We start from the raw sequence: 13,970 nt of genomic DNA, 5'->3' as shown, positions 1-13,970 counted from the left end.
ATACCCATTATATACAAAGATTCTACCACTATGCTAGCTTCATTTCTTGTTTTTTAATTTGGATACTTCTTTAATACCCATATAAAACAAAAATAGTGACAAAATAAGAAGAGGAATGGATGCTAATTGCTTGTTGTATAAAAAGAAGGTTGCGACTAAACAAGCTAGTATTATAATATAACGTAAATATTGCGTCATCGCCTGGACTCCTCCCTTTTTGGTACATTCAGTATAACGAAATTTCAGTGACACGGTTGTAAATTTATGACGATTTTTTCATGATTTCTCAAAAGTCTAATTAAATTAGAGAAATTAACTATTTAAGTAGATGGAATGAGTAAAATTGATAACATAGCTATTGTTCTTTTTCTATACTCGATTACATATTACGTCGATACTGACCGCCCACTTCATATAACGCATGTGTAATTTGACCTAGACTCGCTACTTTTACTGTCTCCATTAATTGCTCGAAAATATTTCCTCCTGAAACAGCCACTTCCTTCAATTTTGCTAATGCCTGTTCACTGACTGTTATATGACCCGCTTGGAACTCCTGTAAATTTGCGATTTGTAGTTCCTTTTCTTCTTTTGAAGCACGCGCAATTTCCATGTTATCAATATCAGTAGCAGATGGTGGGTTCGGATTTAAATACGTGTTTACTCCAATAATCGGAAGTTCCCCTGAATGCTTTAAATGTTCATAGTACATCGATTCTTCTTGGATTTTACCACGCTGGTACTGTGTTTCCATCGCTCCGAGCACACCGCCACGATCATTAATGCGGTCAAACTCCTCTAAAACAGCAGCTTCTACTAAATCTGTCAGCTCTTCATTGATGAAAGCACCTTGTAGCGGATTTTCATTTTTTGTAAGACCATGTTCCTTTGTAATAATCATTTGAATCGCCATTGCACGACGGACAGATTCCTCTGTCGGTGTTGTAATCGCCTCATCGTATGCATTTGTATGAAGCGAATTACAATTATCATGAAGCGCCATAAGTGCCTGAAGTGTTGTGCGAATATCATTGAAATCAATTTCCTGAGCGTGCAAGCTACGTCCAGACGTTTGTACATGATATTTCAACTTTTGGGAACGCTCATTCGCTCCGTATTTATTCCGCATCACAACCGACCAGATGCGGCGAGCAACACGCCCGATAACTGTGTACTCAGGATCAAGGCCGTTCGAGAAGAAAAAGCTCAGGTTTGGCGCAAAGTCATCAATATGCATTCCGCGGCTTAAATAGTACTCTACATACGTAAAGCCATTTGCAAGCGTAAAGGCAAGCTGTGAAATCGGATTTGCACCTGCTTCAGCAATATGATACCCCGAAATGGATACAGAATAATAATTTCGCACCTTGTGATCAATGAAATACTGCTGAATATCGCCCATCATGCGTAGCGCAAATTCTGTGGAGAAAATACACGTATTTTGCCCTTGATCTTCTTTTAAAATATCTGCCTGAACTGTACCGCGCACGACTTGAAGTGTTTTTTCGCGTGTTTCTGTAAATTCCTCTATAGTTAAGTTGCGATTCAGCTGTTCCTCACGTAGACGAACTTGCTGATCAATTGCTGTGTTCATAAACATCGCTAAAATAATTGGCGCTGGGCCGTTAATTGTCATGGAAACCGACGTGGATGGCGCACATAAATCAAAGCCATCATAAAGCTTTTTCATATCAGTCAGCGTACAAATGCTAACGCCAGATTCCCCAACCTTGCCGTAAATATCCGGACGTGTATGTGGGTCCTCACCGTATAGAGTTACCGAGTCAAACGCTGTAGATAAACGTTTCGCATCATCATCCTTTGATAAATAATGGAAGCGTTTATTCGTTCGTTCTGGTGTTCCCTCTCCTGCAAATTGGCGCTTTGGATCCTCACCCTCACGCTTAAACGGAAATACACCTGCCGTATAAGGGAACTCCCCCGGTACATTTTCTGCGTATACCCAGCGCAAAATTTCACCGTAATCTTTAAATTTTGGGAGAGCGACTTTTGGAATTTTTATACCCGATAAAGACGTTGACGTTAAAATTGTACGAATCTCCTTATCACGAACTTTCGTTACAAGTTCGTCTCCTGCATACGCTTCTTTTAGTGCATTCCAGTTCGCTAAAACCTGCTTCGACTCAGCCGATAGTTCTTGCTGTACACTTTCTATAAGGGAATCAATTGATGCTAGAAGAGCCGTTTCAGAAAGCTGAAGCATCCTCTTCGTACCTTCTAGCTGATACAGTTTGGTCGCAAGCATTGCTTGATCTTGTGCTTTTTTATGATAGCCGCGCACAGTTTCCGTAATCTCACGTAAATAATAACGGCGGTCATTTGGAATGATCACGTCCTGCTTTTGCGTTTTCGCAAACTGCTCGTAAGCTGTTTTCCAGTTAAAGCCGAACTTTTCATTAATTTTCGCCACAAGTGCGGCAAAAAGTGCATTCGTTCCTTTGTCATTAAATTGACTCGCGATTGTCCCGTAAACTGGCATTGTATCCAGTTGTTCATTCCATAATTCATGTGAACGCTGGTACTGCTTTTGTACTTGGCGTAGCGCATCCTCAGAGCCTTTTCGTTCGAATTTATTAATCGCAATAAGATCTGCATAATCAATCATGTCGATTTTTTCAAGCTGTGTCGGCGCACCGAATTCACTCGTCATCACGTACATGGAAAGGTCCGTGTAGTTTGTAATTTCAGCGTCTCCTTGCCCAATCCCGCTCGTTTCTACTAAGATTAAATCAAAACCAGCTACTTTTACAACATCAAGCACGTCCCCAATAGACGCAGACAATTCCGTACGAGAGCCACGTGTCGCCAAACTTCTCATATATATACGTTGATCAAAAATGGCATTCATGCGAATACGGTCACCAAGTAGCGCCCCGCCCGTTTTTTGTTTCGTCGGATCTACTGATAAAATCGCAATTCTCTTGTCCGGGAATTCCTGTAAAAAACGACGAATGAGCTCATCTGTTAACGAGGATTTTCCTGCGCCACCTGTTCCTGTAACGCCGAGCACCGGTGTATTTTTTGATTTTGAGCGCGCTGATTCAATTAGTTGTTGTTTTACGTCTAATTCTCCAGCCTCAGCTGCTGTAATTAAATTCGCTAAAATTTCAGGCGTGTCTGTTGTAAGCTGCTCCAGCAGTTCGATGTATCCACCACGTAGCGTTGAAAAATCCGTTCCTTCAATATTTTTATTAATCATCCCTTGTAGTCCAAGTTGGCGCCCATCTTCTGGCGAGTAAATACCTGCAACCCCATAATCATGCAGCTCTTTTATTTCACGCGGTAAGATTACTCCACCTCCACCGCCGTAAATTTTAATATGAGGGGCACCTTTTTCTTTCAGTAGATCATGCATATATTTAAAATACTCCATATGCCCCCCTTGATAAGAGGAAATGGCAATCCCTTGCGCATCTTCTTGAATGGCTGCATTGACAACCTCTTCTACAGAGCGATTATGCCCTAAATGAATAACCTCCACTCCACTTGCCTGTAAAATCCGGCGCATAATATTAATCGATGCATCATGACCGTCAAATAAACTAGATGCCGTGACAAATCGAACGTAATTTTTTGGACGATACACTTCAACCTTTGTCATATGAACATTCCCCTTTTAACTATCTAATTTTGACATAACACCCTGAAGTTTTTTATTATCCTAAAATAATAAGAAAACACCGCGTAAAGCATCGTTTTAAACGGTTGCTATATGCGGCGTGCGAATCATTCATTTTGAAAATGGATAATGCCTTGTAAAAACATCGTTGTTTGCAATTCAATATATTGTTCAATTGTATAATGTTTTTGAATGGCCCATTTACGGAATGCCCAACTTTGACCTTGTACAACTAAATGGTTCGCTGCTAAATAAACGGCTTCCTCTGTCAACTGAATTTCTCCTGATTTCACACAACCACGTAAAATTGTCTCAAAAATAGCGACCATTTCGAGCTCTTTGTCGAGTACATAATGCATTGCATCTTTTGGCAATGACTTCGTTTCCTGGTACATAATTGTAAATTCATCGAACATACTGTCAATGAGCAGGAAATATTGCCTGATTGCTTCCGTTAGATCTTCCTTTGTACCGGAACTCTTCGGGAAGTTTGATAAGCGCTTCATTACTTCATTAAATATGCTATCACACACTAAATACAGTACGTCTTCCTTCGTACGAATATACTCGTACAAAGTCCCGATACTAAACCCGGCCGCTTTGGCAATTTCTCGTGTTGTCGTACGGTGAAAGCCTTTTTCTTTAAATAACTTAACGCTAGCACGTACAATTTGCTGTCGACGCACCTCTATGAGACTTTCATCTTTTACTGACGTTTCAACCCGTAGCCTATCCCTATTGTTCGGCATACATTATTGCGTCAGCATACGCGAAATAACTAGGCGTTGTATTTCTTGTGTACCTTCATAAATTTGTGTGATTTTGGCATCGCGCATATAGCGTTCTACCGGATAATCCTTTGTATAACCGTAACCACCGAATACTTGCACCGCTTCAGTTGTTACACTCATCGCTGTATCTCCAGCCATTAATTTTGCCATTGCAGACGCTTTGCCGTATGGTAGATCATTTGATTCTAACCAAGCTGCTTGATATGTGAGTAGGCGCGCGGCCTCAATTTGAGTTGCCATATCTGCTAATTTGAATGATACACCTTGATTTGCTGCGATTGGTTTACCGAATTGTACGCGGTCTTTTGCATAGTCAACCGCTGCATCTAATGCACCTTGGGCAATACCTACTGCTTGCGCAGCAATTCCATTACGACCACCATCAAGTGTTTTCATTGCGATTTTAAATCCTTCGCCTTCTTCGCCAAGTAAGTTTTCTTTTGGTACGCGACAGTTATCGAAAATAATTTCCGTTGTTGGTGATGAACGAATCCCTAGCTTTCTCTCTTTCTTTCCTACTGAGAAACCTGGTGAAGACGCTTCTACAATAAATGCTGATGTGCGGTTTTTCGCTTCCGGATTTGTTACTGCGAACACAACATAAATATCCGCAACCCCACCGTTTGTGATGAAAATTTTCGAGCCGTTAAGTACATAGTCGTCACCGTCTTTTACTGCATATGTGCGCATGCCGCCAGCATCAGAACCTGCACCTGGCTCTGTTAAGCCGTAAGCACCAATTTTTTTACCTTCTGCCATAGGACGAAGATATTTTTGTTTTTGCTCTTCATTACCGTATTTATAAATCGGCCAACCTGCAAGTGATGTATGGGCTGATAACGTTACCCCTGTAGATGCACATACGCGGGATAATTCTTCCACCGCTATACAGTATGCAAGATAATCAAAGCCTGCGCCGCCGTACTCTTCTGGCCACGGAATACCTGTTAAACCCAGCTCCGCCATTTTATCAAAAATCGCGCGGTCGAAATGTTCATTTTCATCGCGTTCTTCTGCTGTTGGCGCTACTTCATTTAGTGCAAAATCACGAATCATTTCACGTAATTGCTCATGCTCATCTGATAGTTGAAAGTTCATTGTCAAATTCCCCTTTGTTTTATGAATCTATATTTGTAAGACGGTAGAATGTCGAATAAAACTAGCTTAGTAAATGCTTACTAATGACAATGCGTTGAATTTCACTTGTGCCCTCGTAAATTTCCGTCACTTTCGCATCACGGAAATAACGCTCGACGGGATAGTCCTCTGTGTAGCCATAGCCACCGAAAATTTGTACCGCGTCAATAGCGGTTTGCACGGCCGTTTTTGAAGCAAATAACTTAGCCATCGCCGCTTCTTTGCCGCACGGGAGTCCTTGTGCACGAAGGTCGGCTGCCCGGTAAACGAGTAGTTTTGCCGCTTCAATACTTGTTGCCATATCTGCCAGCTTAAACCCCACCCCCTGCTGCTCGGCAATCGGTTTTCCAAACTGGACGCGCTGTTTTGCATAATCCGTTGCCGCTTCAAGTGCTGCTTCGGCAATACCAAGACTTTGTGCAGCAATGCCAATCCGACCGACATCTAAATTAGCGAGTGCAATTTTAAAGCCTTCACCTTCTTCGCCAAGTAGATTCTCGGTTGGTACAATCATATTTTCAAAAGTCAGCTGAACGGTGCGCGAGCCGTGTAAGCCCATTTTGCGCTCATCTTTGCCAACGATGAATCCAGGTGTCTCTTTTTCAACGATAAACGCCGAAATACCATGTGAGCGATTGTCTGGATTTGTGGAAGCAAAAACGATATACACATCTGCCTCACCGCCATTTGTAATAAACACTTTAGAGCCGTTTAATACGTAATGATCCCCTTTTTTGACGGCACGTGTTTTTAATGAGCCTGCATCACTGCCCGCAGCTGGTTCCGTTAAGCAAAATGCACCTAAATATTCACCCCTAGCAAGCTTCGGCACATATTTTTTCTTCTGCGCATCACTGCCGAAATACAAAATTGGATTGGTACCTACTGAAGTGTGTACGGATAAAATGACCCCCATGACGGCACTAACCTTTGATAATTCATGGATTGCAATAATATACGAAGTAAAATCCATGTCAGCTCCACCTAAAGATACTGGTGCTGTAATGCCCATTAAACCGAGTTCGCCCATTTTCGTGACAATGTCCTTTGGGAAAGCACCCACTTCCATTTGGGGGATGAATGGTTCTATTTCTGCTTTTGCAAAATCTCGCACCATCGTACGCAGCATTAATTGCTCGGCTGTAAACTGTAAATGCACATCAATCGCCCCCTATTCGTAAACGTAGAAGCCGCGTCCTGATTTTTTACCTAACCAGCCAGCTGCCACATATTTGCGAAGTAACGGACACGGGCGGTATTTACTATCGCCCAAACCTTCATGCAAGATTTCCATAATCGATAAACACGTATCTAAGCCGATGAAATCCGCAAGTGTTAGTGGGCCCATGGGATGATTCATCCCCAACTTCATCACATCATCAATTGCTTCTTTTGATGCCACACCTTCATACAGCGTGTAAATCGCTTCATTGATCATCGGCAGTAAAATACGGTTCGAAACAAAGCCTGGAAAGTCATTTACTTCAACCGGTGTTTTATCTAGCTTGCGTGTCATATGTTCTACCGCTTTATAAACTTCATCCGTTGTCGCAAGGCCGCGAATAATTTCAACGAGCTTCATAACAGGAACGGGATTCATAAAGTGCATGCCAATTACTTGGGCTGGACGTTTTGTCACTGCCGCAATTTCTGTAATTGGTAAGCTCGATGTATTCGTTGCTAAAATTGCGTGTGCAGGTGCAATGTCATCTAACTGTTTGAAGATAGACTGCTTAATATCCATGTTTTCAACAGCGGCTTCAATAATAATGTCCGCATTTGCTGCATCTCGAAGCGCTAATGACAACGAAATGCGTTCTAAAATCGCTAGTTTGTCATCTTCAGTTTTACGTCCCTTTTCCACATCGCGCGTTAAGTTTTTTGAAATAACACCTAAGCCGCGTTCGAGAAATTCCTGCTTCATATCATTCAATACAACGTTAAAGCCTGCTTGTGCATAAACTTGTGCGATGCCAGACCCCATTTGCCCAGCACCAATTACCATTACCGTTTGAATTGTCATTTCTCTTACTCCCCCTGTTTTGGTACTTCGATTAACACGGCATCCCCTTGACCGCCACCTGAGCAAATCGCCGCAATACCAAGACCACCACCACGTCTTTTTAATTCGTAAGCAAGCGTTAAAATAATTCGTGCCCCGCTCGCCCCAATTGGATGGCCTAGCGCTACTGCTCCACCGTTAACATTCACTTTTTCTGGGTCGAGTCCAGCTAGTTGATTGCTCACAAGTGCTACGGCTGCAAATGCTTCGTTTATTTCAATTAAGTCAATATCCGGTAGTAATTTCCCTGTTTTTTCGAGTAGTGTATTAATTACTAACCCTGGCGTTTGCGGGAAATCTTTTGGCTCTATCGCAATTTCTGCATGCCCTATAATCATCGCAAGTGGTGTGCGATTTTCCTTTGCCGCGCGCTCCTCACTCATGAGTACCAGTGCACAAGCGCCGTCATTAATCCCAGGTGCGTTGCCCGCTGTAATTGTACCTTCTTTACTAAACGCTGATTTTAGTCCTGCAAGCGTTTGCAAGGTTGTGCCTACTCGCGGTGCTTCATCCTCAGTTACAGAAACTGACTCGCCTTTTCGTTGAGGTATTTCAACCGGTATAATTTCCTCGGCAAACTTGCCTGTTTGGATGGCTTGCAGTGCACGTTCGTGGCTACGCACAGCCCATGCATCTTGCTGCTCGCGCGTAATATGAAATTCATCGGCTGTCGAGTTGCCGTATGAGCCCATATGTACATGATTCGGATCAAACGAGCACGATAGTCCGTCATAAACCATTCCGTCAACGATTTGTGCATCACCCATCCGTAAACCAAAACGCCCCTTTGGCAAATAGTACGGTGCATTCGACATCGATTCCATGCCGCCTGCTACTACCACTTCCTCGTCCCCTAAACGAATAAGCTGATCTGCAAGTGTGACACTTCGCATACCCGAAGCGCATACTTTATTGATTGTTTCCGTTTTTACGCTCCACGGAATACCTGCTTTTGCCGCCGCTTGTCTTGAAGGAATTTGTCCTTGCCCTGCCTGCAAAACTGTTCCCATGATTACTTCATCAATCGTTTCTGCTGGAACATTTGATTTTTCAAGTGCAGCCTTGATCGCTAATCCACCTAAATCACTTGCTGTTAATGTTGCTAGTGCGCCGCCAAACTTTCCAAAAGCAGTTCTTGCCCCGTCTATAATCACCGTTTTTGTCAATCATCCCACCCCTTTAGGAAAAGTGCATTCCCGTCCGTTTACACCCGACAAGCGCTGGAGACTCCTGACAAGTGTGCTTGCGGAGTTAAAGCGACCTCGAGGATGTCGCGCGAATGCCTAGACATATAAAAATTGTTACTATTTTCTTACGAAATTCAAAATCGACTGAACGCTCGCTCAATGAAAGCGTACGAAAAATGGGAGTCTAGTAAACTCCCATTTCTTTGTTAATGAAATTGTACAAAATATTTTAAATTTTCGCAATTTAATTACTTGAATATAATCAACAATTTTCTTTTTCCCCTTAAATAATAGGTTCTTCTACGGATTTTGGCTCAGTTACCATTGTTTCAGCTACAATTTCTTCAGCCGCGACTTGTTTTTGTTTCGCATCCACATTTGTTTCTTGTACGCCAGCCGAAACGTCCTGTGCAACAACTGCAGCTTCCGCTAACACTTCTGTGACTTCCTCAACCAATTCCTCAGCGACCTCCTCTTCCGTAGGTGAGCCATTACCAAATACAGCACGCTCTAATAGCTCTGCGATATCGTACGTACCGATTTGCTCTTCGACTTCCTTCGCTTTCGTACCATCTTGTAGCATCGTTAAGCAATAAGGACAACCTGAAGAAATAACCGATGCTTCCGTTGCTAATGCTTGCTCTGTCCGTGCAACATTAATGCGGTTTCCAACATGTTCTTCCATCCACATTAAACCACCACCTGCACCACAACACATAGCGGATTCGCGGTTACGTTCCATTTCAACAAGCTTCACGCCTGGAATACCTTTTAGTAACTCGCGCGGTGGATCATATACATCATTGTAACGACCAAGGTAACATGAGTCATGGAAGACGATTGTTTCCTCAACACGGTAATCCATTGTTAAGCGACCTTCATTTACTAAATCATATAGCAGCTCTGTATGGTGAAGTACTTCCCCTTTCCAGCCAAAATCTTGGTATTCATTTTTAAAAATATTATATGCATGCGGATCGATTGTAACGATTTTTGTTACGCCGTTTTTCTCAAACTCGTCGATATTGCCTGTTGCTAACTCTTGGAATAAGAATTCATTTCCTAGACGACGCGGTGTATCGCCAGAGTTTTTCTCTTTATTACCTAGAATCGCAAATTTCACCCCTGCTTTGTTCATCAGTTTCGCAAAGGCAAGCGCAGTTTTTTGTGAACGATTGTCGAACGCACCCATTGAACCGACCCAGAATAAATAGTCCATTTCTTCGCCTGATTTTTTCAGTTCTTTCACTGTTGGAATAGAGATTGATGGATCAATGTCACGCCAGTTTTCTTTTTCTTTACGGTTTAGACCCCATGGATTTCCTTGACGCTCGATATTTGTCATCGCGCGTTGTGCATCTGGATTTACTTTCCCTTCTGTCATCGTTAAATAACGGCGAAGGTCAATAATTTTATCCACGTGCTCATTCATTACTGGACATTGGTCTTCACAGTTACGGCAAGTTGTACAAGCCCAGATTTCTTCTTCTGTAATGATGTCTCCGATTAATGATGGGCTATAAACGTCCTCGATTACTGCACCTTCAGCTCCAGCTGCCATCGCTAACTGGTTTCCTTGCGTTTTCGCAAAGAATGAGAAAGGTACCCAAGGCTTTTGTTTCGTTACAACAGCACCTGTAAATGTTAAATGGTCACGTAATTTTACGATTAAATCCATTGGTGATAGCATTTTACCTGTACCTGTTGCTGGACACATATTTGTACAACGACCACATTCAACACATGCGTAAAGGTCGATTAATTGCTTATGTGTGAAGTCTTGAATTTTGCCTACCCCTAGTGCTGGCATATCCGCTTCGTCTTCTGCCTCTTCAAGTGCAGTAAAGTCGATTGGACGTAGTGTTCCTTTGCGATCTAAACGGTTGAATGCTACGTTGACAATACTTGCGATTAAGTGGAAATGCTTTGATTGTGGTACGTAAACTAAGAATGTTAAAAGGATTAATAAATGCACCCACCACATCATGTAGAAAACAACAGTTGCGGCAGTTGGCGTTAGGAAGCCAAAAATAGCAGCGATACTCGATGCTACTGGCTCCGAACCAGTAAAGCCATGTCCATGCCAGATTAGACCCATACCGTTTCCGATTAATGTTGAAACCATTAAACCACCAATAAAGATTAAGACTAAGCCGTTTTTCCAGCCACGTTTTAAGCGAACTAGTTTTTCAACGTAACGTCTGTGGAATGCCCAAACAACCGCTACTAAAATAACTAATGCAACGATTTCTTCAAAGAATGTGAAGAATTCATAAAATGGTCCTAATGGTAAGTGCGATTCAGGTGCAAGCCCTTTCCAAATTAAATCAATCGCCCCTAACTGAACCATTAAGAAACCATAAAAGAACATGACGTGGATTAACCCACTTTTCTTATCCTTCAATAACTTTTTCTGTCCGAAAACTTTTTCGACGATATCGGCAACACGTTCTTGTATTTTCGAATCGAATTCTTCTTTTCTTCCCAGCATAACGAATTCATATCGTGTTTTTAGTAAGTATACAAATAACCCCCCGCCGTACAGTAATACTGCAATGAAAAACACCCAGTTCACAATTAGTAGTGTACTCATCTTTTCTCCCCCTTTGGAAACGTCAATTCTTGCAATTCTCTTTGAATGAACTCTGTTTCTCTGCATTCATTGCAAGTGAATATAAACATCCTATAAATAAGCTATCTTTCCATATTAATATATATTGTAAATATGAATGAGCATTCAGTCAACAGTATTTATTGTTAATTCAGAAAATTTTAACTTGCAACAGCGCTTTCTTATATATCGCTATATAAAATTTTCAGATAAAAATAGCCCGTTCCAAAAAAGGTGAGATGAATTCCTTTATTATGTTGTTATTAAAGTAATAGTTTTTTACCCATTAGAAAGGGCTAGGTAAAAGTGAACATCACTTCTGCCTAGCCCTTTGTTATTGTGGAAGCTTATTTAAATACATTTGCACTGCGTTCATATTCTACATCTGCAACTTTCAAGCGGAAATTTACTACGCGTGCTGCAGCGAATAAATAATCCGATAAACGATTTAAATATTTTTGTACTACTACTGGTAAATCCTCTTCAGACTTCATTAAAGTTACCGTTTTACGTTCTGCACGGCGCGCAATTGTACGGGCGATATGCAATGTTGCAGCAGCAGGTGACCCGCCAGGTAAAATGAATTTTTGCAGGGGTGGTGCCTCATCTGACAGCACATCAATACGCTGCTCAAGTACGTCAATCGGCGCTTCCGTTAATTTGTATTTGCGTTCCTTCATCACATTGGCTAAATCGCCGCCGCCATCAAATAATTCATGTTGAATCGTCACTAAATCTTTTATTACGTCTGCAAAAATAGTTTGGTCTAACTCAGTAATTGCCTTGCCAATAAATGAATTTAATTCATCAATTGTCCCGTAAGCCTCTACTCGTAAATGGTCTTTGTCTACACGTCCACCAATAATGCTCGTTTTTCCCGTATCGCCCGTTTTCGTATAAAGTTTCATGTACATCATCCTTTTCTATCTATTTTTTAGGCTCTACACCAAAATCTGTACGTGATAGCACATTCCACTCCAGGCGGACGCTTTCCGTTCCATGTGCTAATAAAGTAGTACACTTTCTTTTCTAGTAAAGCACATGATTTGGTAAAGACCAATTTTTTAAATCAGTTATATTTATTTATTCGCCTTATAATTTTGTATTGCCTGTACCGTCGTTTCAAAAACACCTCGGCCGATTAACTTTCCAATTTCAGTAATAGGACCTGCATATGGCATTTCCTCACCACTTTGCGTTGCTGCAACGAGTAAACTATCCGTCGCTGTTCCGGTTGCAATTGTGCCAGTATGGGGATCTTGAATCTTTTCCTGTAAAAGCGCCTTTGTTTTCGCTTCGGTGGCAGTAATCATCGCCTGGAAAAACGCTTCATCGGACAGTTTCCCATTTATGATCACCCACGTATTAATCGTACCAATATAAGCTTCATCATTGCGCTCAAACGTCCGAGTCACATCCACTCCGTTGCCAACGCCAGCTGTTACCATAACAACAATCTCACAGCTATGCCCTTTAAATGTTCCAAGAGCAACAGTCTCTGTTGAAACAGCTGTCATCATTACAACTGTATTCGTCGGTGCAAAATTGCGTGCCTTTAAAAAGTCTAATGTCTCCTCTTTAACATGCTCAATATTATAGTATGGTGAAATGGAACGATTTATAATATTTTCATACCAGCCCATGCCTGCATTATGTACAGCTGACGATACAACCTTTAAAGGTGCGTCGGCAAGTAATTGAATATAATCTTTGGTTATAATAAAGTCTTCTTTTGTAATATGAGCGAATTTTCGCTGCTGCTCACTCGCTGGGAGTATTGTAATTTGAGGCTTTGGCATTTCCGGATGTGGATATGTAGCAACACGTGCATCATATACGGAGGCAATTTGTTCCTGCAAAATCACTTCATGTGGCATGCCGAACGCCTTCACTTGCCCATTTTCCATTAACAAAAGCTCATCACAGTACAGAGAAGCTAAATTTATGTCGTGAAATATAGACACGACCGTTAAGCCACATTCTACTACTTCTTTACGAATCATATCGAGAATTTGCTTTTGATGGGCAATATCTAAATGATTCGTTGGCTCATCTAATAATAATATAGAGGAATTTTGCGCTAGCGCCTGTGCAATAAACACGCGCTGCTGCTCGCCTCCCGACAAAAACTCTAAAAACGTATGTTCATATTTTGTTACACCCGTTTGTTCCATTGCCGTTTGTACAGCCTGCTCATCCTGTTCGGACCACGTTGAGAAAAAGCCTGTTTGATGAGGATAACGCCCAAGAGATACCGCGTCACGTACAGAGTTTGAAAATGTATTCGCATGGAGCTGTGGTAAAACTGCCATCTTCTTCGCAAGCTGCTTTACTGAATAGCTTTGCATTTCTTGCCCATCAATGAAGACATTGCCTGTCGTTGGTGTAATAATGCCACTCACAATTTTTAGTAGCGTTGATTTCCCACTACCATTTGGCCCTAATATACCGAGCACTTTCCCTTTTCCGACTTCAAACGAAACATTGTGTATGATTGGGGTTGAGCTATAGCCACCTGAAATATTTTGTACCTTTAGCAATG

The 13,970-nt window shown here is 41.8% G+C and carries 9 protein-coding genes; all 9 read right to left on the bottom strand.

Annotation, left to right across the window (positions count from 1 at the left end):
* Window positions 1-379 precede the first annotated feature (379 nt).
* A complete protein-coding gene (gene icmF / locus MHH87_RS02655) occupies window positions 380-3,622 on the bottom strand; it encodes a fused isobutyryl-CoA mutase/GTPase IcmF (protein WP_340747782.1) in 3,243 nt (1,080 codons plus the stop codon).
* Between the two features lie 125 nt (window positions 3,623-3,747).
* Window positions 3,748-4,389: a TetR/AcrR family transcriptional regulator gene (locus tag MHH87_RS02650; RefSeq protein WP_340747781.1), complete on the bottom strand. Its 642-nt coding sequence runs from the start codon at window positions 4,387-4,389 to the stop codon at window positions 3,748-3,750.
* Between the two features lie 3 nt (window positions 4,390-4,392).
* A complete protein-coding gene (locus MHH87_RS02645) occupies window positions 4,393-5,529 on the bottom strand; it encodes an acyl-CoA dehydrogenase (protein ID WP_340747780.1) in 1,137 nt (378 codons plus the stop codon).
* Between the two features lie 61 nt (window positions 5,530-5,590).
* The gene (locus MHH87_RS02640) at window positions 5,591-6,727 is read right to left on the bottom strand and encodes an acyl-CoA dehydrogenase (RefSeq protein WP_340747779.1); all 1,137 of its coding nucleotides are present in this window, start codon (window positions 6,725-6,727) and stop codon (window positions 5,591-5,593) included.
* A gap of 12 nt (window positions 6,728-6,739) precedes the next feature.
* Window positions 6,740-7,591, bottom strand: coding sequence for a 3-hydroxybutyryl-CoA dehydrogenase (locus MHH87_RS02635; protein ID WP_340747778.1), 852 nt, complete (start codon window positions 7,589-7,591; stop codon window positions 6,740-6,742).
* A gap of 5 nt (window positions 7,592-7,596) precedes the next feature.
* The gene (locus tag MHH87_RS02630) at window positions 7,597-8,796 is read right to left on the bottom strand and encodes an acetyl-CoA C-acetyltransferase (RefSeq protein WP_340747777.1); all 1,200 of its coding nucleotides are present in this window, start codon (window positions 8,794-8,796) and stop codon (window positions 7,597-7,599) included.
* 304 nt (window positions 8,797-9,100) lie between these two features.
* Complete coding sequence (locus MHH87_RS02625; protein ID WP_340747776.1) at window positions 9,101-11,410, bottom strand: (Fe-S)-binding protein; 2,310 nt, start codon at window positions 11,408-11,410, stop codon at window positions 9,101-9,103.
* A 365-nt stretch (window positions 11,411-11,775) separates the two neighbouring features.
* A complete protein-coding gene (locus MHH87_RS02620) occupies window positions 11,776-12,336 on the bottom strand; it encodes a cob(I)yrinic acid a,c-diamide adenosyltransferase (protein ID WP_340747775.1) in 561 nt (186 codons plus the stop codon).
* Between the two features lie 171 nt (window positions 12,337-12,507).
* On the bottom strand, window positions 12,508-13,968 hold the full coding sequence (locus MHH87_RS02615; protein WP_340747774.1) for an adenosylcobinamide amidohydrolase: 1,461 nt from the start codon (window positions 13,966-13,968) through the stop codon (window positions 12,508-12,510).
* Between the last annotated feature and the right edge of the window lie 2 nt (window positions 13,969-13,970).

Origin of the sequence: Solibacillus sp. FSL H8-0538 (assembly GCF_038003525.1) — a bacterium.
GTDB lineage: Bacteria > Bacillota > Bacilli > Bacillales_A > Planococcaceae > JBBOPI01.
The sequence above is the reverse complement of the archived record's forward strand: the minus strand, read 5'-3'. Positions and strand labels throughout refer to the sequence as shown.